A 19,998-nucleotide genomic window follows, 5' to 3' on the forward strand; every position below is an offset into this window, starting at 1 on the left:
CCATGCCTGCCAAGACCATCGCCGAGAAACTGCTCGTCAAGCCGGGCACCGTCGTGTGGATCTCCGACGACGCCCACCGCCCGCTGGTGGAGCCGCTGCCCGACGGCGCCCGCTACGCCGCGGACCTGAAGGAGGCGGGCGTGGCGGTGTTCTTCGCCGCCGATGCCGCCGCCGCCCGCCGGCTGCTGGACGAGCAGCGCGACCTGCTCACCGAGCCCGCCATCGTCTGGGTGGCCTACCCCAAGGGCAACAAGTCCGACATCAACCGCGACACGCTCTGGCCGATCGTGGGGGAGTACGGCCTGCGCCCCAACGGCCAGGTGGCCGTGGACGACACCTGGTCGGCGCTGCGCTTCCGGCCCCTGAAGGAGGGCGAGCCCCCGTTCACCGGCGGGCGCGGCTGAGCCCGCCCCGGCACGTCTTGCCCCTCCCGCCCAGACCTGCGACACTCCGGCCAGGTCCGATCAACGCCGCCGGAGCACGCCAGCGAGGAGGGCCGATGACGGCCACTGGGCACAGCCACGACCCGGCCACCCCGTACGCCTTCGACAACGACGCGCCCCACGCCGGCGAGCTGCTCGGCTCGCTGGGCGAGATGTGCGACGAGTTCACCACGGCCAGGCTCGAACGCCTCGGCGTCGCCGAGGGCGCCCGCTGCCTGGAGGTGGGCGCGGGCGCGGGCACGATCGCCGCCTGGCTCGCCGACCGCGTCGGCCCGCGGGGCGAGGTGATCGCCACCGACGTCAAGCCCCAGCACGTACGCCCGCATCCCCGGCTCACGGTCATGCGCCACAACGTGGCCGCCGACCCGATGCCGGCGGGCAGCTTCGACCTCATCCACGCGCGGGCGGTGCTGCAGCACCTGCCGCAACGCCACGAGGTGCTGGCCCGGCTGGCGGGCTCGCTCGCCCCCGGCGGGGTGCTGCTGGTGGAGGAGCTGGAGGCACGCTGGGCCGGGGCCGTCCTCGACACCCCCGACCCGCGCGCCCACGAGGTGTTCGCCGCCTACGAGAGCGGCATCCGCGCCGTCCTGCGGGCCAACGGCAACGACCCCTACTGGGGCCGCCAGGTGCACGCCGCGATGGCGGGGGCCGGCCTGGCGCGCGTGGAGACCGAGGCGTGGCAGCGCTCCTGGCGCGGCGGCACCGGTGTCGGCCTGCTGGCCCACCACGGCAGCAGGGAGCTGGCGCCGCAGCTCGTCCAGGCGGGCATGGCCGCCGAGGATCTGCGGCTCATCGCCGAGATCTCCCTCGATCCGCGCCTGGTGATGCTCGGCATCCCGCTGCTGTCCACCTCCGGCGTGCGTGCGGAGTGAGCGCAGTATGAGCCCAGCGTGAGCCCAGTGTGAGCACGAACGAGCACGGAGTGAGCAGGGAGTGAGCACGATCCGCCCCGCCGCGGGAGCGGCGCCGCCGTCGTGAGCCCGGAGCAGCAGGTCGTCGCGGCGGCCCGCGAGCGCGCCGCCGCCCTGGCGGCGCGGGACCCCGAACGGCTGCGCCGGTCGCTGCATCCGCGCTTCCACTGGACGTCGCACGCGGGCGAGCGCTTCGACCGGGACGGCTACGTGAGCGCCAACACGGCCGGGGCCCTGGCGTGGCAGGGCCAGAGCCTGACCGAGGTCGAGGTGGTGGTGTGCGGGCGGGCCGCGGTGCTGCGGTGCGTGGTGGCCGACGACGTGACCACCGGGGAGGGTGAGCGCGTGACGTTCCGGATGCCGGTGACGCAGACCTGGGTCGAGGAGGAGGGCCGGTGGCTGTGCCTGGCCGGGCACGCCGGACCGCGGCTTCATGCGGGCGGCCCCTGACGTCCGGCGATCGCCGCCGCCAGGGTGAGGGCGGCATATCCGCAGGTCACCGCCAGCCCTGCCCAGGGCGGGAGCGGGTAGTAGCTCCCGAGCAGGGTCGAGACGACGTCCACGTGCGCGAACGTGGGCACGCTCTGCGTGATCGCGAACCCGGCGGCCGGGGTGACCGCCAGCAGCCATGGCGCCAGGCCCGCGACGGCCGGCAGGTGGGGGGCGACGACCAGCGCGATGGCCAGAGCGGCGGCCACCACGGTCCTCTTGACCAGCTCGGCGAGGCCCACCGCCAGGACGGCCGCGGCGGCGCTCAGCGCCGCGTAGCCGGCGACCACCCGCAGTCCGGTGCCCAGGGTGATCGGCTGGATCGGGTTGTGGCCGGCGCGCAGCATCGCCAGGCCGACGGGAACCACCGCCCCTGCCGCCACCAGGCCCGTCACGAAAGCCGCCGCGCCGACCACCACTGCCCTGGCCACCACTGCCCTGGCCGCCACCGGCCTCGGCACCGGTGACAGCGCCGGTGACGGCGCAGGCCGCGGCCCGCCGGCCGGAAACGTGACCGCCGCCAGCAGCACCGGGATGAGCCCCACCGCCCCGCCGATCAGCAGGAGGTCGGCGCGCAGCCCGCCCTCCATCGTGGCGGGCCCGATGTCACCGCCCCCGGTCACGATCAGCTTGTCACCGGAGGCGACGGCCCGGCCCGGATGATGCGGCGTCAGGCCGTCCGACTCCATGACGACGCCGACGTCGTCGTACCGCCACGAACCGTCCGCACCCCGCAGCTCGATCCGATCGAAGGTGGCCGTGACCTGCGCGAACGCCGACGCCGTGTCCCACAGTGCGCCCGGCGAGGCGGCGAACAGCCCGATCTCGACCGTCTCCGGCAGAGCGCCGAGCGTGACCGCCCCGACCTTCGTCCACCGCGTGCCGTCGTCCGACTCGTACGCGCTGACGAGGTCGCCCGCCCTGGTCAGCCGCAGCCACTGCGGGCCGTTGTGCGGGCCACCGGGCACGTCGTGGATGTAGTTGTGCTGCATCCGCACGCCGTGCTCCCCGGTGAGCATGACGGCGGCGTACGGCGTGCCCCGCCGCAGGCTCTGCCTGACCAGGAGCCCCGCCTTGGCCCACGGCACCACCCCCTCCTTGACGTTGCGCACCCCCGGCACGACGTCCGGCACCCGCATCTGCCCGGTCAGCCCCGTCACGCGGGCGGTGATACTGCCGTCGCCCGTGAGCGGCTGGTGCACGAAGAAGTACTTGTCGCTGACCGCCGTGCCGTCGGGCCCCACCAGCGGCGCGGGGCAGGGGCCCTCGCCCTTCCCGGTGACGCAGGTGCTGCGGGCGCCTCCGGCGACCAGCAGCCCGATCGACACGGTGACAAGCACGGAGGCGGCCAGGGCGAGCAGCCGGCCCCGCGAGGAGCGGAAGGCGGCCCACTGCGCGCGCAGCGACCCGGATCGGCGCGGCGTTGATGAACTCATGCCGACGGTTGTAGACGGCGCCCGGTTCCGGTGCGGTCGCGGCGGCTGCGACCGGGTTGCGACCGGGGATCTGGCATCGTGGGAGGCATGGCACCCCGACGCGGCGGCCCCGCCCGCACGACGACCGGCGGCAGGCGACGGTGAGGGTTCTCGTCGTGGAGGACTTCGAGGTCCTCGCCCGCTCGATCGGGACGGGGCTGCGCCGCGAGGGCATGGCCGTCGACGTCGTCCTGGACGGGACTGCTGCCGTCGAGCGCCTGGCCGCCACGCGCTACGACGTGGTGATCCTCGACCGCGACCTGCCCGGCGTCCACGGCGACGACATCTGCCGGCGCCTGGCCCGCGGCCGTTGCCGGACCCGCGTGCTGATGCTCACCGCCTCCGGCACGATCGAGGACCGCGTCGACGGGCTCGGCCTCGGCGCCGACGACTACCTGCCCAAGCCGTTCGCATTCGCCGAGCTGGTCGCCCGCGTCCGCGCGCTGGCCCGCCGCGCCGCCCCGCCGCTGCCGCCCACCCTGGCGTGCGGCGACATCACCCTCGATCCGGCCCGCCGGACCGTGCTGCGGGCGGGGCGGCGGCTCGATCTGAGCCCCAGGGAGTTCGCCGTGCTGGAATGCCTGCTCGCCGAGCCCGGCGTGGTCGTCTCCGCCGAGGAGCTGCTCGAGCGGGCCTGGGACGAGGCCGCCGACCCCTTCAGCAGCGCCGTCAAGCACACCGTGCACCGGTTACGGGCCAAGCTCGGCGACCCGCCCGTCATCGAGACCGTCCGCGAGGGCGGCTACCGCCTCGGACCGGCATGACCGCCAGGAGGTCCCTGCAGGCGCGGCTCGCGATCGCCTACGCCTGCGGCATCTACGCCGCCGGGGTCCTGGTGCTGGTGATGGTCGACGTCCCGCTCGCGAGCATCCACGCGGCCGTCCCCAAGGACCCTGGCTCGCGGGGCGCGGTCACCGCGGCCGGTCCCGGCATCAGCCTGCCCCAGCTCCTCGTCGGGTCCGCCGTCGCGCTGGCCGTGCTGGTCCCCGTCGCCCTGGCTCTCGGCTGGTACGTCGCCGGCCGGTTCCTGCACCCGCTGCGCGCCATCACCGCCACCGCCAGGGACATCTCCGCCGGAGACCTCCACCGGCGCCTGGACCTCGGCGCGCCCGGCGACGAGCTGACCGAGCTGGGCCACACGCTCGACGACCTGTTCGCCCGCCTGCAGGCCTCCTTCGACGCCCAGCGCCACTTCGTCGCCAACGCCTCCCACGAGCTGCGCACCCCGCTGGCCGGGCTGCGCACCCTGCTCGAAGTCGCCCTCGCCGACCCCGGCGCCGACATCGCCACCCTGCGCTCGGCCTGCCAGGAAGCCCTTGAGCTCGGTGAGCACCAGGAGCGGCTCGTCCAGGCCCTGCTCACCCTGGCCACCAGCGAGTGCGGCGTCACCCGCCGGGACCCCCTCGACCTCGCCCGCGTCGCCGGCACCGTGCTCGACTCCCGCCGCGACCAGGCCAGGCGGGCCGGCCTCGGCCTCGCCGAGGAGCTCGCGCCCGCGGTGACGGCCGGCGACCCCCGGCTGATCGAGAGCCTCGTCGCCAACCTCGTCGACAACGCCATCCGCCACAACCGCACAGACGGCCACATGACGGTCACCACGCGGGTCTGCGGCACGCAGGCGGCCCTCACCGTCGCCAACAGCGGCCCGGTCGTCCCCGGCGACCAGGTCCAGCGCCTGTTCCAGCCCTTCCAGAAGCTGGCGGCCGGCCGCCGCGACGGCTACGGGCTCGGCCTGGCCATCGTCCACGCCGTCACGCAGGCTCACCGCGCCACCCTCACCGCCGCCGCGCCTGCCGAAGGCGGGCTGTCCGTCACCGTGCTGTTCCCCCGAGGCCCTTCGGCTTGAGTTCGCCCATAGGCGAATGCCTAGCGTCGTGGCCATGACGCGAGACAACCTCAACGCGCCCCTCCGGATCGCCGTGGTGATCGGCAGCGTGCGCGAGCCCAGAATGGCCGGCCCCCTCGCCGCGTGGCTGGAGCACGAGCTCACCAGGATCGACTGGCTCGACCTCGACCTGATCGACCTGGCCGCGGTCCCGCTGCCGATGCACGAGATGCAGCCGGGCGGCGCGGCCACCTCGCCGATCGCTGGCCGGCTCGCCGACGCCGACGGCTTCGTGTTCCTCGTGCCGGAGTACAACCACAGCTTCCCGGCGCCGGTGAAGAACGCGATCGACTGGCATTTCACCGAATGGGCGTACAAGCCGGTCGCGTTCGTCGCATACGGCGCCTCCGGCGGCATCCGCGCCGTCGAGCAGTTGCGCACGGTCTTTCCCGAGCTGCGGGCCACCACCGTCCGGGAGTCGGTCCTGCTGCCGATGGCGTGGGAGCACCTCGACGCGGGCGGCCGTTTCGTTCCGCCGCCGGGCACGGTGGAGGCGCTGCACACGATGATGACGGAGCTGCGGACGTGGGCGCGGGCACTGCGCCCCGTCCGGGCGGAGTCCCGGGCCGAGTCCTGGGCCGGGGACGGGGCCGCCGAGCCGGCCGGGCGGGCATGAGCAGGCTCACGGGGCCGGAGCTGCGGGCCGGGGTGGTGCTGGCCTCCGGCGGGCTGATGGCGGTGCTGGACGCCACGATCGTCGCGGTGGCGCTGCCGTACCTGATGGGGACGTTCGGCGCGACGCTGGCCGCCGCGCAGTGGATCATCACCGCGTACACGCTGGCGATGGTCGCGACGATGCCGCTGGCCGCCGGTCTGGCCGCCCGGTGGGGCGCCCGCCGCGTGTACCTGGGGGCGCTGGCCGCCTTCGCGGCCGCCTCCGCCGTCGCCGGCGCGGCGGACGGCCTGGGCTGGCTGATCGCGGCGCGGGCGGCGCAGGGGCTCGGCGGCGGGCTGATGACGCCGCTGGGGATGGCGATCGGGTTCGGCGCGGTCGCGCCCGAGCGCCGCGGCCGGATGATGGCGATCACCGGCGTGCCGATGCTGGCCGGGCCGATCCTGGGCCCGGTGCTCGGCGCGGTACTGCTGGGCACCGGGTCGTGGCGGGCGCTGTTCTTCGTCACGGTGCCGCTGGCGCTGCTGGGCATCGCGGGCGCGCTGGCCTGGCTGCCGGCCGACGGCGCCGCCGGGCGGCGGACCCGGCTCGACCTGGCGGGCGCGATGCTGCTGGTCCCGGGCATCGTCGCGGTCGCGTACGGCATCAGCGCCCACGACGCGCCCGGCTGGGTGCGGATCGCCACGGCCGCCGCCGGCGCGGTGCTGGCCGGAGTGTTCTGCGTGCGGGCGACGAACCGTCCCGAGCCGCTGCTGCGGATCGGCCTGCTCGGCAGGCCGGGGTTCGGCCGGGGCGCCGCGGTCCTGGCCCTGTACGCGGCTCCCTACTTCGGCTCGGCCGTGCTGATGCCCGCCTACGTGCAGACGCTGCGCTCCGACAGCCCCGCGATCACGGCCGCGCTGATGGTGCCCGGCGCGATCGGCATGGGCGTCAGCCTGCAGATCGCCGCCCGGCTCCTGGAACGGCTCGGCCCCCGGCTCGTCGTCGGCTCCGGGCTCGGCCTGGCGATCGCCGCCGGCCTCGCCCAGGTGGCCGTCCTGCGGCCGGACACGCCGTACGCGCTGCTCGGCCTGCTCGCGCTGCTTCAGGGAGCGGGCACCGGGGCCGTCATGATGCCCACCATGTCCAGCTCCAGCCGCGACCTCGACGGCCCCGACCTGGCGTCGGGCTCCGCGCTGCTGTCGCTGGTGAACACGGTCGCCAACGGCGTGGGCACCGCCGCGGTCAGCGCGCTGTTCACGGCGCTGAGCGGCGCCGCCCTCACGGCGGCGCCCGGGCCGCCGGCGCAGGCCGCCATCGTGGACGCCCTGCGGCTCACGCAGGCGGCGGGTCTCGTCGTGATGGCGCTCGCCCTGGCCGTACGCCTGCGCGCCCCGCGCCGCCCCCCGGCCATACTGGAGCGGCAACGACCATCAGCGAACGCGGGGCAGGCGCCATGACCACCATCGAGCACCCCGGCCGTGCGGCGAGCCAGGCCTCGCTCACGGTCGGTCAGGTGGCCGGGGCCGCCGGGGTGACGGCCAACGCCGTCCGCTTCTACGAGCGCTACGGCGTGATCAGCGCGTACCGCAGCAGCGGCAACGCCCGCCGCTTCACCGTCGACGCGGTCTGCCGGATCAGGCTCGCGCTCGCCGCGCAACGCGTCGGGATCACGCTCAAGGAGAGCGCCGCCATCCTGGCCGCCATCCCGCCCCTGTCCCACGATCTCGCCCTGTGGACGGCCGCGGGTGAGGAGCTCGTACGGATCGGCCGCGCCCGCGTCACTCAGCTCCAGGAGACCGTGGACGAGCTGGCCGGCCTCGACTTCCTCCAGGCGGAACACGACCGGGCGCGGCCCTGAGCTGGACTCTCCCACGGGGGGAGGCCTCATGCTGGCCCATCATGACCGTGCCGGGGACAGGGAGAGCGGACGTATGACCATCGTGCAGGGCATCGAGGCCCGCGGCATGCAGCACTGCGAGACGACGGCGCTGGGCGTGCTGCTGCGGCACGAGGGCCTCGATCTGTCCGAGCCCATGCTGTTCGGGCTCGGCTCGGGCCTGTCCTTCGTCTACTGGGACGGCAAGGGCATGCCGTTCCCCTTCCTGGGCGGCCGCGTCAAACCCTTCGAGCTCACCAGGAACCTGGCCGCCCGGCTCGGTCTCACGCTGACGGTCGCCGAGACCACCTCACCGCGCAGGGCGTGGCAGAACGTGGCCGCCGCCATCGACGCCGGCCGGCCGGTCGGCCTGCAGCTCGACTCCTTCCACCTGGACTACTTCCGGTCCAGGGTGCACTTCGGCGGCCATGTCGTGGCCATGTACGGCTACGACGAGCACGACGCCTACCTGGTGGACACCGACCAGCAGGGCGGCACGGTGCGCACCGGCCTGGCGGCCCTGGCCGCGGCGAGGGCCGAGCGCGGCCCGATGACCGCCAGGAACCGGTCCTTCACCCTCACCCTGCCGTCGCGCCCGCCCGCCTGGCAGGATCAGCTCGTCCCCGCCATCAGGGGCTGCGCCGAGGCGTTCCTGGCCGCCCCCATCGCGAACCTGGGCCACCGCGGCATCGCCAAGGCAGGCAAGCAGGTGCCCGGCTGGCTGCGCCGGGCCGGCGAGCCGCGGCGGGACCTGCCGCACGCCGCCATGCTCATGGAGCGCGGCGGCACCGGCGGCGCCCTGTTCCGGGCCCTGTACCGCGACTTCCTCGGCGAGTGCGCCGGGCTGATCGGCGACGAGCGCCTGCGCGCCGGTCAGCGGCTGTACGCCGAGGCCGCCGTCCTGTGGACGCAGGTGTCCGCCCTGATCGCCAAGGCGGGGGAGAGCGGCGACGCGGACTGCCTGGAGCAGGCCGGCGCCGTCCTTGAGGAGCTGTCGCGCATCGAGCACGACGCCATGCAGGTGCTGCGCACGTTGTAGCCCGGCGGGGCGGCGAGCCACCCGCGCAGAGCCCGAAGGACTGCCCCCGGCTACGCCGTCCGGGACGGGCGCTCGACGGGGCGGGCCATGAGATGGCGGGCCAGGGCGAGCGCGGCCAGCACCGCCACGAGCGCGCACACCCCGGTCCAGCCGGTCCGGCCGTGGGCGAGCGTGCCGAGCCAGGAGCCCGCGGCGCCGCCGGCGTACGCGCAGGCCATGAAGGCGGTCGTCAGCCTGCTGCGGGCCTCGGCGCGCAGGCCGTAGACGCGGACCTGGTTGGCCACCATCCCGGACTGCATGGCGACGTCGAGCAGCAGGGAGCCGAGCACGAGCCCCGCCAGGCCGGGCGTCCCGCCGAGGCCGCCGATCGCGAGCACGGGCGCCGAGGCGATGACCCCGATCAGGCAGACGAGGTTGACCCTGTCGGGGCCCCGCCGGTCCACCAGCCGGCCCGCGATCGGCGTGCACACCATCGTCGCCGCGTTGACCAGGGCGAGCACGCCGGCCGCCGACGCCGGCAGGCCGTAGGCGGGGCCGGTCAGCAGGAGCGTGACGCTGGTCCAGACGGCCGAGAAGCCGGCGAAGACCGTGGCCTGGTAGAGGCAGGAGCGGCGCAGCTCCGGCTCGGTCCGCAGCAGCCGCAGCGACCCGGCCAGCAGCTCCGGGTACCGCTGCGCCGACGGCGGGGCCGTCTCGGGCAGCGCGCGGAGCAGGACGAGCGCGATGATCGAGACGATCGCCGCCGCCACCAGGTACGGCGCGCGCCAGCCCAGCCACTCGGCGAGGACCCCGCCGAACGTGCGCGACAGCAGCATGCCGCCCAGCCCCCCGCTCAGCAGCATCCCGCTGACCATCCCGCGGCGGTCCTCGCCCACCAGCCCGGCCGCCATCGGGCCGATCACCGGCCCGGCCACGGTCGCGGCGCCGGTGAACACGCCCGCGGCCAGCAGCGCGCCCAGCGTGGGCGCGCTGCCCGCCGCCAGGAGCCCGAGGGCCGTCAGAGCGAGCAGGCCGACGATCAACCGGCGGTGCGGGATCCGGTCGCCGAGGGGCACCAGCAGCACGATCCCGGCCGCGTAGCCGAACTGGGTCGCGGTCACCACCTGGGCCGCCGTCTCCGGGGCGACGCCCAGCCCGGCGGCCACCGCGGGGCCGACGACCTGGGGGAAGTAGACGTTGCCGACCGCCACCCCGCCGGCCAGGGCCAGCAGCAGGATCAGCGCCATGCCGGGCCCGCCGTCCGGCCGGGAACGCGGCCGGCCTGTACGGGATCGCCCTGAACCCGGCCGGTCCGCACGCGGGGAACTTGCGCGCGGACGGCCCGGATGCAGGCGCCCGGTCGTGATCGCGATGCGCTGCCCGCGAGGCGCAGGTGTCATGTCCGCCAGCACAGCGCCCGAGGGGACGTGCGGCCAACTGATGTAGCCTGCAGCTTAATGATCAGCTACGAGCTCGGCGTCGAAGACCTGGCCGACACCCGGTTCGCGATCTCGCCGCTGGCCGAGACGGTCTTCAGCCTGCGGGTGCTGCGCGAGCCCGGGCTGCACACGGCGCACCTGCCGTGGCGCAGGGCGGTGCTCGCCCGGCTCGGCGCGGCCGGGACGGACCGGCTGGTGTCCCTGGTCGGGGAGAAGCTCGCCCTGCCGGACTTCCTGACCCCGCGGCCGGCGACGTTCGCGCCGACGTTCGACGAGGAGCTGGCCGTCGTCCGGCGGGCGGCTCCGCGGCTGGTCCGCCGGGACCTGCCGGCCGCGCTCGTCCTCGGGCCGGCCCTCGCCGACGACGAGGCCGCGGTCGCCTTCCGCGACGCGGCCTGCGAGCTGCTGCGCCGCTACTGGAAGCTGGCCATCGAGCCGGTCTGGCCCCGGATGCGGCGGGTGCTGGAGGCCGACATGACCTACCGGGCGCGCCGGCTTGCCCTGGGCGGCGCCCGCCTGCTGTTCGCCGACATGCACCCGAACCTGCGCTGGCAGGACGGCGTGCTGCACATCTCCAAGATGATCGGCCACCACCACGTCGCCGCGACCGGCCAGGGGCTGCTGCTGATGCCGTCGGTGTTCGCCCACAAGCCGGCCCCGCCGGTCAGCCCGGAGGAGCCGCCGAGCCTGGTCTACCCCAGCCGCGCCGTGGCCACGTTGTGGACGCCGCCGCCCGCCCCGGACGCGACCGCGCTGACGGCGCTGCTCGGCGCGCCCCGCGCCCGGCTGCTCCACCTGCTCGAGGAGCCGCTGCCGACGGTCGAGCTCGCCCGCCGCCTGCGCGTCACGCCCAGCGCCGTCTCCCAGCACCTGCGCATCCTGCACGGTACGGGCCTGGTCGCCCGGGCCCGGGACGGCCGGCAGGTCCTGTACCGCCGCACCGAGCTCGGCGACCGCCTCTCCGGCCCGCCATGAAGCGCCACGCTAAATCGTTTGGCCGCCGGCGCCGCAGGTTGTGAGCTGAAGCCCTCACGATCGCCGGACAGGGAGCGGGATGAAGACCAAGCGGCTCGGGCGCAGCACGGTGCAGGTCACGGAACTGGGCTTCGGCGGCGGCCCGCTGGGCGGGCTGTTCACGCCGCTGTCCGACGAGGCGGCGGCCGAGGCGCTGGCCGCGGCCTGGGAAGGCGGGATCCGCTACTTCGACACCTCGCCGCACTACGGGATCGGGCACTCCGAGCGCCGGATCGGCGAGTTCCTGCGCCAGGTGCCGCGCGAGCGGTACGTGCTGTCCACCAAGGTCGGCCGGCTGCTGCTCGCCCAGGACCCGACGGGCCGGACGGACGAGTTCTTCCACGTGCCCGCCACCCACCGCCGGGTGTGGGACTTCTCCCGCGACGGCATCCGGCGCAGCGTCGAGGACTCCCTCGCCCGCATGGGCGTCGACCGCTTCGACGTGCTCTTCCTGCACGACGCCGAGGAGCACTTCGAGGCCGCCCTGCGCGACGGTTGCCCCGCGCTGGCGGAGCTGCGGGCCGAGGGCCTGGTCGGCGCCATCGGGGCGGGCATGTACGACACCGGCATGCTCACCCGGCTCGTGCGGGAGAGCGACGTGGACGTCGTCATGTTGTCGGGCTACTACACCCTGCTGCAGCATTCCGCCCTCGACGACCTGCTGCCGGCCTGCGCCGGACGCGGCGTCTCGGTCCTGGCGGCCTCCGTCTTCAACTCCGGCGTCCTGGCGGCGCCACGGCCCGCGCCGGACGCGTGTTTCGAGTACCGGCCCGCCTCCGGGGAGGTGCTGGAGCGCGCGCACCGCATCGCCGACGTCTGCGAGGCGCACGGGGTGACGCTGCCCGCCGCCGCCATGGCCTTCCCCCTGCGGCATCCGGCGGTGGCGGGCATCGTGGTCGGCATGCGCTCGGCCGAGGAGGCCGGCCGCAACCTGGCCGCGTTCGCCACGCAGGTGCCGGAGGGGCTGTGGGCCGATCTGGCGGCGGCGGGGCTCATCGACGAGCGGGCGGCGCGGGCGACCCCTTGAACCCCCGCCCCGCTCCCCGAAGGCGGGCGATCTCCTCGCGGCACGTCGGGTTCGTCCGGTCCGATCATGAGCAGGTACGTCGAGGGAACAAAGGATCGCCGGCGGGCCCGGCCGTCGCTGGGCGAGGATGTCGGTGAAGAGCGTGAAGAGGGGAGCGTCCTGGTGAGACCCGTGTACATGGCCGCGGCCGTGCACGTGCCCGCGCCGCCGGAGCAGGTGTTCGCGGTGATGACCGACTGGTCCCGGCATCATGAGTGGATGCTGCTGACCACCGCCCGGCGGGTGGGCCGGGACGGGCTGGAGGCGTACACGGGGGTGCGGCCGTTCGGCTTCCTCGACACGATGACGATCACCCGCTGGGAGCCGCCGGCGCTGGTGCGCGTCACGCACACCGGCCGCGTCGTGCGCGGGCGCGGCGCCTTCAGCGTCCGGCCGGAGCGGGGCGGCAGCCGGGTGATCTGGGCCGAGGAGCTGGAGCTGCCGTTCGGCGCGCTGGGCAGGGCCGCCTGGCCGCTGGCCCGGCCGTTCGCGGCCGCGCTGACCCGCCACTGCCTGCACCGGCTCGCCGCGCTCGTGCCGCCCGCCTGAGCCCGGGGGGCGGCCTGCCCGCCCCGGTGCACCCCGAGTGGCCTGCCCCGTGCCGGTGCACCGCGAGTGGCCCCGGCCGCCTGAACCCGCGAACCTGGGCGGCGTCCCGTCCGGATCGTGAACCTGACGGGCCTCCCGCCCGACTGTGCAGGGTGACGGGAGGACGAGATGAGCGATGAGCTGCTGGTGGTCCGCGCCCAGCTGGGTGAGCGGGCGGCACTGGCCGAGCTGGTGACCCGATGGCGGGTGCCGGTGTGGACGTACGTGCGGCGCATGCTGGACGCCGAGCGGGCCGACGACGTGAGCCAGGAGATCTGGCTGGCGGTGGTGCGCGGCCTGCCGCGGCTGCGGGAGCCGGGCCGGTTCGCGCCCTGGCTGTTCACCATCGCCCGCCGCTCGGTCACCGACCGGCTGCGCGGCCAGTACGCCCGCGAGCCCGAGACGCTCACGGCCGGCGAGGCCGCCGCCGGGGACCCGGTGGAGGCCATGGTGGACCGAGCCGAGCTGATCAGCGCCCTGACCCGGCTGCCGGTGCCGGAGCGCGAGGTGCTCGTCCTGTACTACCTGGAGGACCTCTCGGTGGAGGACTGCGCGCAGGTCTGCCAGGTCCCGGCCGGAACGATCAAGTCGCGGCTCAGCCGGGCCCGCCGGCTGCTGCGCGCCCATCTTCAGGAGGGAGAGCGGTCATGAACGAACGCGAGGAGCCGCGCCTGTCCGCGCGGGAGATGCTCGAGCGGCTGGAGCCGTCGCTGGGCGCCGGCCGTCGGGTGCGGGCGGTGACGGCGCTGGTGGCCGGGCTGGCGGGGGCGGTGTTCGTGGCCGCGCTGTGGTGGGGCGAGCCCGGGCCGCTGCCGGGCCGTACGCAGGCGGCGTTCGCGCTGTTCACCGTGATCTGCCTGGCGTGGGCCGGATACGGCGGCTGGCTGGTGCGGCGGCGGGTGCCGCTGTTCGCCACCGACCGGGTGATCGCCGCCTGGATGGGCCTGGCCGCCTCCGTCGCCACCACCGCCCTGGCCGGTGTGGCCGCCGTCCAGCGCGGCGCCGCCGTTCCCTGGCCGGTCCTGGCGGCCGGCGGGCTGTTCGTGGCGGCGGCGCTCGTGCTGGTCGTCCGCGCCCACGCCCGGCGGGCGGCGCTGCTGCGGCGGTTGCGCGAGCTGGGCGGCACGCGGGAGCGGTGAGCTCGGCTGCATCCGGCGGGCGGCCGTCGCCGGCTCGCCCTTGACCAGGGGACAGGTAGGTCCGCCCCGGCGGCGGGGTGACCGGCCCCCAGGAGACCTCGGCCGGCGCCTCGCCCGCACGCCCGGGCGTCAGCTGCCGTATTCCGCGGCGATCCGCTGAGCGATGGCCTCCGACTTGGGGGTGTAGACCCGGTAGAAGTCCCTGCCGCACTCCAGATCGTCCAGAGCGGCCTGGATCTCCCTGGCCAGGTGGGGCCTGGCCTCGGCGGGCGTGAGCGTGGCTCCGAAGGTCCGCTCGACCTCACCCTTCTTGACGGGCGGCGGCACGTCGGCAACGTCCTCGCGCTGCCTGCGCCCGATCTCGTCCTCCTGGTCGAGGAACGCGATGCGGCCGCGCTGCGACAGCTCCGACGGCATGGTGGCGGAGACCTCGTAGCCCTTGCCCGTCAGGCAGGTGGCCATGCTCGAGGCCAGCTCGACCAGCTCGGCGTCGCCGTCGATCTCCCGCCGCACCGCCCGGTCGGAGGCGGCGGCGAGCTGGTCGAACAGGTCGGTGTCGGACTTCACGTCCTTGCCGAGGACCTGCTTGGCCGCGACGGCGACGCAGGCGTTGACGGCCTTCCAGTAGCTCTTGCGCTGAGCCGGGGAGAGCTTGGTCCAGACGTCCCCGTTGGGGTCGGCCCCCGAGAGGTCGGGCATGCTGTCGGGGCTGTCCGGGCCCTTCGGGTGGACGTACACCGCGAAGACCCCGAAGCCGTACTTCGCCCGCTGGGCCTTCAACGCCTCGTAGTCGCCGGCTCTGCGCCTGCGCTCCTCGTCGGTGACGAGCTCTTCCCGCGGCACGTGGGCGATGTACCTGAAGCCCTTCTGTTTCATGCAGTCCGCCTTGACGGACTCGAACCGGTGCCGCTTCTCCTGCGCCGTCGCGGCCGGCTCCGTGGGAGGCGAGGCGGCCTTCCCGGCCGGCCCGGGGTCACTCCCGCAGCCGCTGAGCACGGCTGCGGCGGCCAGGGCCAAGGCGGTCTTGCTGATGGTGTTCAAGGTCGGTCTCCCCGTATGTCGGCCTCACGCGCGCACGCGACCGCCTGGGTGCCCGTACGGCTCGGCGCGGCGTGCGGCCCCTATCATGATCAGCGCCAATGTGGATCTTCTTGGCACGCCAGGCGACGATACTCCGTTCAATGAAGTATCGTCAATCGCGGCGGCGGCCCCCTCCGCGCATCGCCCGCCACCCGGGCCCTTTCCCGAACCATTCAGCAAGCCCGGCGTCACCCTGGCCCGGCCGGGGAAGAGAAGATCGTCTCAGGCGGCCTTACGAGACGGGAGTCCGTATCGCCGTGTGCACGCGAAGTAGCGGCTCTCCTTGCGGCGCCGACCCCAGGGCGATATTCGTTAGTGCCGCTCGAACGAAATATAGGGCCGATTGTTCGAAAATCGGGCTTTGCACCTGGTGGGGGGACGATTCGGGCGACCGTCGCTAGCGTGGAAAGTGTCCATAGCGCCGTTGCGGCGACATTCGTACACCCGTGAACGACGCTTCGACTGGTTCCAGGCCTGACCTGGAACTCATCCCTCCATCAGGAGCAGATCAATGGTGAAACGACTTCTCGTCGCCATGGCCGTGGCCTCGTCCACGCTGGTGATCAGCAGCCCTGTCACCTCTCAAGCCGCCACCGTCACCGACACGAACTGCACCGTCGCCGGGCAGAGCGCCGCACCCGGGAACGCCGCGGTCAAGTGCCGCTGGAAGACCGTCTACGGCGACTGGTGCAAGCAGTGCTACAGGCACGGAAAGTGGAGGACCGAGTACTGCAAGGACGCAGATGAGGTCGAGGACGACTAGAAGCAGCTGGGCGCTCGACTAGCGCCAGCGCATCCGGCGCTCCGCGAGGATTCTCCTCGCGGAGCGCCCTTTTCCCGGGCCAGAGGGAACCCGCGGGATCCGGCCGGTGTAGGCAGGGCATGGCTTCCTGCACCAGACGCCGGGCTCTGGCCCTCGGCGGCGCCCTGGCCGGCGCCGCCGCGCTCCTGCCGGGCTGCTCCAGCGACCCGGGCGCCGGCCGGCGGGCCGGTACGCGTCCGGCGCGCCCGCCCCGGCCCGGACGGCTGTACGCCGACACCGCCACCGGGCTGGCCGTGGCCGATCTGGCCACCGGCACCGTACGCGCCACCTACCCGGGCGCGGTCCCCGAGGCGCGCTGGGGCCGCCTGTACCAGCTCGCCGACGGCCGCCTGCGCACCTGGGAGGCGGGCAGCGGCCGCCTGGCCGGCGACGTCGCCGCCGCCGGCGAGCAGATCAAGGCCGTCTCGGCCGGCCTCGTGGTGACCGGCCCGCCGCCGGGGCCGCGCGACGGCACCACCCTGACCCTCACCGGCGAGGGCCGGCCGCGCACGTTGCGCCTCGACGGCAACATCGAGCCCGAGGCCTTCTCCCCGGACGGCACCACCATGTACGTCCTGGACCTCCTGCCCCCGAACGCCCCTGACCGTTACCGCGTGCGCGCCTACGACCTGGCCCGCCGGCGCATGGGCCCTCTGCAGACGCGCGACAAGCGGGCGGTCCCGGCCGGGCAGGAGGAGGAGATGCGCGGCCGGGGACGCCAGGCCGTCCTCGACCCCGGCCAGGACGTCCTCTACACCCTCTACACCCATCAGGACAGCCACCTGCACACCCGTGACCTGGCCGCCGGCGAGGACCTCAGCCCGGGGGCGCACGCCTTCGTCCACGTCCTGCATCTCGGCCGGCGCTGGGCGTACTGCCTGGACCTGCCCGCACCGTTCGGGCTCGGCCCGGCGGCGGCGCACACGCTGGCGCTGGGCCTGGCGGGCCTGTACGTGTTCGACGCCTCCAGCGGGCGCGTGGTGATGGCCTCGACGCAGGACCTGACGATCAGCCGCTCGGCCCTGCTGGGCCGGGCCGGCTCGCCCGGTCAGGCAGGCGCAGGGCAGGCGAGGGCGGACGGCCAGGCGGGCCAGGGCGAGGAGGCGGGGCAGGCGGGGGAGGCGTTCGCGGTGTCGGGCGGCGGTCAGCTGTACCTGGCCGAGGGCAGGCGGCTGCTGGTCTGCGACGACCGCACCCTCGCCCTGCGGGCCATCTGGGACCTTCCCGGCCCGGCACGCGGGCTGGCGTTCCTGGGCGGCGAGCTGCTGGCGGGCGCGGGAGAGCAGGTCCTGCGCCTGGACCCGGCCACCGGCGCCCGCCTGGGCGCCCTCATCCTGCCCGGCCTGCGCACCCTGCGCCATGCCGAGGGCGCCACCGGCTGACGGATTGGAGCGGGCCGCTCACCCCACGGACGCGGGCAGGTCACGGCCGGCGTGGCGGCGGGCGACGGCCGCCGCGAACGCCGAGACCACCGGATGCGGCCGCCGCCCGTCCCCCGCCAGCTCCGGCTGGAACAAGGTGGCCAGGAAGAACGGATGCCCGGGCAGCTCGGCCACCCGAGCCGTGCCGTCGTCGGCGTGCCCGGAGAACACCATCCCGTGCCCGGCCAGCGTCTGCTTGTAGTCCTCGTTGAGCCCGTAGGAGCAGATGTAGGACTCCGTCGTCGAACCGGCCCCGACGATCTGCTCGATCCGCGTGCCGGGCACCAGCAGCACCCGCCCTTCGTGCCCGGCCAGCGAGCACGACAGCGGCGTCAGCAGGAGGTCGGCCGCGCCGGGCTCGTTCTCGGCGTGCGCGACGGGCAGCCCGCACACGTGCCGGGCGAACTCCAGCAGCATGTGCTGGAACCCCGCGCACGTGCCCAGGAACGGGATCTGCTGCTCCCGCGCCACCCGCACGGCCTCCACCGCGCCCGCCTCGTCCCGGTAGGGGCTGCCGGGCACCAGCCAGACGCCGTCGAACCCGGCCACCCCGCTCACGTCGTCGGTCGGCATCCAGTACGCGTCCAGCGCGATCCCGTCCCGCTCGCGCAGCGCCTCCAGCAGCAGGGGGATCCGGGCGTGGGATCGGACGCCGGGGGAGCGGTCCCCCACAAGAGCGATTCTCATGGCACCATCGTGACCGGCGCCCCTCGTTAAGCGCCAACGATGATTCCTGCACTCACGATAAGCGACGCTGATGGACCCGCACCTGCTGACCACGTTCGTGACCGTCGCCCGGCACGGCTCGTTCTCCGCCGCCGCCTCCGAGCTCGGCTACACCCAGTCGGCGATCTCCCAGCAGATCGCCGCCCTGGAGGCCGACCTGGGGCTGCCGCTGCTGCGCCGCCGCCCGGTCGAGCCCACCCCGGCGGGGCGGCGGCTGCTGGAGCACGCCGAGCCGCTGCTGCTGCGCCTGCGCGCCGCCCGCGCCGACGTGCTGCGCACCGCCGCCGGGCCCCGCCACCTGCTGCGCCTGGCCGCCACCCCGCTGGCCGTCAACCCGGCCGTGGCCGCCCGCCTGGCCCGGGCCCGTGCCCGCATGCCGCGCCTGGAGGTGCGGCTGCGCACCTGCCGGGCCGAACGGCTGGCGGCCCTGGTCGCCGAGGGCCACGCCGACCTGGGCCTGGCCGACGGCATCGCCGCCCCGAGCGACCCGCTGCGGCTGCCCGACGCCGGCCCCATGACGACGGCGGGGGTGACGGAGGAGGACCTGGTGGTGGTGCTGCCGTCGGGGCATCCCCTGGCCGGGCGGGCGTCGCTGCGGCTGGCGGACCTGATCGACGCCCGCTGGCTGCAGACCCCGCTGTGCCCGCTCGCCCGGCTGCGGGACCTGGTGGGCGACGGCTTCCCGGCGGGCCTGGCGTACGAGGGGGACGACGTGCACACCGTGCTCGCCCTCGCGGCGGCCGGCCACGGCCTGACCCTCCTGCCCGCCTCGGCCGTCCCCGGCGGCGGCATCACGGCGGTGCCGGTGGCCGCCCCCCGGCTGGTGCACCGGGTGGAGCTGCTGCACGCCGCCCTGCCCCCGGGCGCGGCCGCCGCCCTGGCCGCCGCGCTGACCCTCCGGCCGGACACCCAAGACCTGGAACGCGGCATAAAAGACCGGTCTGTGTAGATATCTTTCATTCGTCTTCGCGGGTTGGTTGAATACTTTCGCCTCTGCTTCCCCTCAACCCCCCGGAGGGAACAGCTCGTGAAAATCCTCACTCGCTTATCGGCCACCGCCGCGGCGGCCTGCCTGGCCCTGCTCGGCCCCGCCCACCCCGTGGCGGCCGCGACCACCACGGTCGACAACGCCACCGCCGGACGGTTCACCGCGAGCGCCGGCTGGGGCACCTCGGCCTGGTCCGGGCAACGCTACGGCGCGGACTACCGCTTCGCCGCACCCGACACCACCGCCAGCGACGTCGCCTGGTTCAAGGCGTCGATCCCCGCGGCCGGGCCGCACCTGGTCGAGGTGTGGTATCCGGCCGACCCCGGCTACAACAGCGCCACCCCGTTCATGGTGGCCACCGCCGACGGCACCCGCAGCATGGTCGTCGACCAGCGCGCCAACGGCGGCCGCTGGGTCAGTCTCGGCACGTTCACCCTGGCCGCGGGCGACTACAACGTGGTCGGCGTCAGCCGCTGGACCAGCCAGCCCGGCTACGTCGTCGCCGACGCCGTCCGGATCACCTCCTCGACCGGGAACCCCTCGTTCTCGCTGCCCCTGCCCCGCACCGCGCTCCCGCGCAGCGAGTACGACGACCCGCACCACGACTATCCCGCCATCGACCTGCCGGTCGGCACCGGCACCCCGGCGTACGCGGTCCGCGCCGGCACGGTGACGATCATCGACGACAGCCTGTGCGGGCGCGGCGTCAACCTGACCGGCACCGACGGCGCCATCTACACCTACTGCCACTTCTCGTCGTGGTCGGTCTCGGGCGGCGCGTCCGTCGCCGCCGGGCAGCAGATCGGGCTGACCGGCAACACCGGCAACTCCACCGGCCCGCACCTGCACTTCGGCATCCGCACCGGCAGCACCCGCCGCTGCCCGCAGAACTTCCTGCTGGCCGTCTACGACGGCGCCACGCCGCCGGCCGCGACCAGCCTGCCCACCACGGGCTGCTCCTACGCCACCCGTTCGACCGAACCGGTCATCCCGCTCGGCTGACACCCGCGGCAGGCCCGCCGGCACGCTGCCGGCGGGCCTGC

At 74.8% G+C, this 19,998-nt stretch carries 22 protein-coding genes; 18 read left to right on the forward strand and 4 right to left on the reverse strand.

Annotated features, from left to right (window positions below; genetic code table 11):
- Nucleotides 1-2 precede the first annotated feature (2 nt).
- The 3 genes from HD597_RS21070 (at nucleotide 3) to HD597_RS21080 (ending at nucleotide 1,804) form a co-directional block, all read left to right on the forward strand.
- The gene (locus tag HD597_RS21070; RefSeq protein WP_253744389.1) at nucleotides 3-404 is read left to right on the forward strand and encodes a hypothetical protein; all 402 of its coding nucleotides are present in this window, start codon (nucleotides 3-5) and stop codon (nucleotides 402-404) included.
- 95 nt (nucleotides 405-499) lie between these two features.
- The gene (locus HD597_RS21075; protein WP_253744390.1) at nucleotides 500-1,315 is read left to right on the forward strand and encodes a class I SAM-dependent methyltransferase; all 816 of its coding nucleotides are present in this window, start codon (nucleotides 500-502) and stop codon (nucleotides 1,313-1,315) included.
- Between the two features lie 102 nt (nucleotides 1,316-1,417).
- Nucleotides 1,418-1,804, forward strand: a complete 387-nt coding sequence (locus tag HD597_RS21080; RefSeq protein ID WP_253744391.1) for a nuclear transport factor 2 family protein — start codon at nucleotides 1,418-1,420, stop codon at nucleotides 1,802-1,804.
- Here HD597_RS21080 and HD597_RS21085 read toward each other — a convergent pair.
- The gene (locus tag HD597_RS21085; protein WP_253744392.1) at nucleotides 1,786-3,279 is read right to left on the reverse strand and encodes a DUF1349 domain-containing protein; all 1,494 of its coding nucleotides are present in this window, start codon (nucleotides 3,277-3,279) and stop codon (nucleotides 1,786-1,788) included. The genes HD597_RS21080 and HD597_RS21085 overlap by 19 nt on opposite strands.
- 140 nt (nucleotides 3,280-3,419) lie before the next feature.
- On the opposite strand from HD597_RS21085, the gene HD597_RS21090 reads away from it, so the two are divergent.
- The 6 genes from HD597_RS21090 to HD597_RS21115 all read left to right on the forward strand — a co-directional run bounded on the left by HD597_RS21090 (nucleotide 3,420) and on the right by HD597_RS21115 (nucleotide 8,713).
- Nucleotides 3,420-4,082: a response regulator transcription factor gene (locus HD597_RS21090; RefSeq protein WP_253744393.1), complete on the forward strand. Its 663-nt coding sequence runs from the start codon at nucleotides 3,420-3,422 to the stop codon at nucleotides 4,080-4,082.
- Nucleotides 4,079-5,164 (forward strand): sensor histidine kinase, encoded by a 1,086-nt coding sequence (locus HD597_RS21095; protein ID WP_253744394.1) that lies wholly within the window; start codon nucleotides 4,079-4,081, stop codon nucleotides 5,162-5,164. The genes HD597_RS21090 and HD597_RS21095 overlap by 4 nt, the downstream gene beginning before the upstream one ends.
- 34 nt (nucleotides 5,165-5,198) lie before the next feature.
- Nucleotides 5,199-5,819: an NADPH-dependent FMN reductase gene (locus tag HD597_RS21100; RefSeq protein WP_253744395.1), complete on the forward strand. Its 621-nt coding sequence runs from the start codon at nucleotides 5,199-5,201 to the stop codon at nucleotides 5,817-5,819.
- The gene (locus HD597_RS21105; RefSeq protein WP_253744396.1) at nucleotides 5,816-7,255 is read left to right on the forward strand and encodes a DHA2 family efflux MFS transporter permease subunit; all 1,440 of its coding nucleotides are present in this window, start codon (nucleotides 5,816-5,818) and stop codon (nucleotides 7,253-7,255) included. Before HD597_RS21100 ends, HD597_RS21105 begins: the two co-directional genes overlap by 4 nt.
- The gene (locus tag HD597_RS21110) at nucleotides 7,252-7,656 is read left to right on the forward strand and encodes a MerR family transcriptional regulator (RefSeq protein WP_253744397.1); all 405 of its coding nucleotides are present in this window, start codon (nucleotides 7,252-7,254) and stop codon (nucleotides 7,654-7,656) included. Before HD597_RS21105 ends, HD597_RS21110 begins: the two co-directional genes overlap by 4 nt.
- Nucleotides 7,657-7,729: 73 nt before the next feature.
- A complete protein-coding gene (locus HD597_RS21115) occupies nucleotides 7,730-8,713 on the forward strand; it encodes a BtrH N-terminal domain-containing protein (protein ID WP_253744398.1) in 984 nt (327 codons plus the stop codon).
- A 50-nt stretch (nucleotides 8,714-8,763) separates the two neighbouring features.
- On the opposite strand, the gene HD597_RS21120 is transcribed toward HD597_RS21115, so the two are convergent.
- A complete protein-coding gene (locus HD597_RS21120) occupies nucleotides 8,764-9,939 on the reverse strand; it encodes an MFS transporter (protein WP_253744399.1) in 1,176 nt (391 codons plus the stop codon).
- 210 nt (nucleotides 9,940-10,149) lie between these two features.
- Between HD597_RS21120 and HD597_RS21125 the strand changes: the two genes are divergently transcribed.
- The 5 genes from HD597_RS21125 (at nucleotide 10,150) to HD597_RS21145 (ending at nucleotide 13,938) form a co-directional block, all read left to right on the forward strand.
- On the forward strand, nucleotides 10,150-11,106 hold the full coding sequence (locus HD597_RS21125; protein WP_253744400.1) for an ArsR family transcriptional regulator: 957 nt from the start codon (nucleotides 10,150-10,152) through the stop codon (nucleotides 11,104-11,106).
- A 79-nt stretch (nucleotides 11,107-11,185) separates the two neighbouring features.
- The gene (locus HD597_RS21130) at nucleotides 11,186-12,172 is read left to right on the forward strand and encodes an aldo/keto reductase (protein WP_253744401.1); all 987 of its coding nucleotides are present in this window, start codon (nucleotides 11,186-11,188) and stop codon (nucleotides 12,170-12,172) included.
- A 162-nt stretch (nucleotides 12,173-12,334) separates the two neighbouring features.
- Complete coding sequence (locus HD597_RS21135) at nucleotides 12,335-12,760, forward strand: SRPBCC family protein (RefSeq protein ID WP_253744402.1); 426 nt, start codon at nucleotides 12,335-12,337, stop codon at nucleotides 12,758-12,760.
- A 168-nt stretch (nucleotides 12,761-12,928) separates the two neighbouring features.
- Nucleotides 12,929-13,450, forward strand: a complete 522-nt coding sequence (locus HD597_RS21140; protein ID WP_253744403.1) for an RNA polymerase sigma factor — start codon at nucleotides 12,929-12,931, stop codon at nucleotides 13,448-13,450.
- Nucleotides 13,447-13,938 carry a hypothetical protein gene (locus HD597_RS21145; RefSeq protein ID WP_253744404.1) on the forward strand — a complete coding sequence of 164 codons (492 nt, stop codon included), beginning with the start codon at nucleotides 13,447-13,449 and terminating at the stop codon, nucleotides 13,936-13,938. The genes HD597_RS21140 and HD597_RS21145 overlap by 4 nt, the downstream gene beginning before the upstream one ends.
- Before the next feature lie 129 nt (nucleotides 13,939-14,067).
- On the opposite strand, the gene HD597_RS21150 is transcribed toward HD597_RS21145, so the two are convergent.
- The gene (locus HD597_RS21150) at nucleotides 14,068-14,979 is read right to left on the reverse strand and encodes a hypothetical protein (protein ID WP_253744405.1); all 912 of its coding nucleotides are present in this window, start codon (nucleotides 14,977-14,979) and stop codon (nucleotides 14,068-14,070) included.
- Nucleotides 14,980-15,529: 550 nt separating this feature from the next.
- Here HD597_RS21150 and HD597_RS21155 point away from each other — a divergent pair.
- On the forward strand, nucleotides 15,530-15,781 hold the full coding sequence (locus tag HD597_RS21155; RefSeq protein ID WP_253744406.1) for a hypothetical protein: 252 nt from the start codon (nucleotides 15,530-15,532) through the stop codon (nucleotides 15,779-15,781).
- A gap of 119 nt (nucleotides 15,782-15,900) precedes the next feature.
- Nucleotides 15,901-17,202, forward strand: coding sequence for a hypothetical protein (locus tag HD597_RS21160; RefSeq protein WP_253744407.1), 1,302 nt, complete (start codon nucleotides 15,901-15,903; stop codon nucleotides 17,200-17,202).
- An 18-nt stretch (nucleotides 17,203-17,220) separates the two neighbouring features.
- Here the strand turns inward: HD597_RS21160 and HD597_RS21165 are convergent, their stop codons facing one another.
- On the reverse strand, nucleotides 17,221-17,928 hold the full coding sequence (locus HD597_RS21165) for a CTP synthase C-terminal region-related (seleno)protein (protein ID WP_253744408.1): 708 nt from the start codon (nucleotides 17,926-17,928) through the stop codon (nucleotides 17,221-17,223).
- 70 nt (nucleotides 17,929-17,998) lie between these two features.
- Here HD597_RS21165 and HD597_RS21170 point away from each other — a divergent pair, with 70 nt between their 5' ends.
- Both HD597_RS21170 and HD597_RS21175 read left to right on the forward strand, forming a co-directional pair.
- Nucleotides 17,999-18,916, forward strand: coding sequence for a LysR family transcriptional regulator (locus HD597_RS21170; protein WP_253744409.1), 918 nt, complete (start codon nucleotides 17,999-18,001; stop codon nucleotides 18,914-18,916).
- Nucleotides 18,917-18,994: 78 nt separating this feature from the next.
- Nucleotides 18,995-19,957 carry a golvesin C-terminal-like domain-containing protein gene (locus HD597_RS21175; protein WP_253744410.1) on the forward strand — a complete coding sequence of 321 codons (963 nt, stop codon included), beginning with the start codon at nucleotides 18,995-18,997 and terminating at the stop codon, nucleotides 19,955-19,957.
- Nucleotides 19,958-19,998: the final 41 nt, after the last annotated feature.

It is taken from the genome of Nonomuraea thailandensis, from assembly GCF_024172165.1.
In the GTDB taxonomy this organism is placed as follows: domain Bacteria; phylum Actinomycetota; class Actinomycetes; order Streptosporangiales; family Streptosporangiaceae; genus Nonomuraea; species Nonomuraea thailandensis.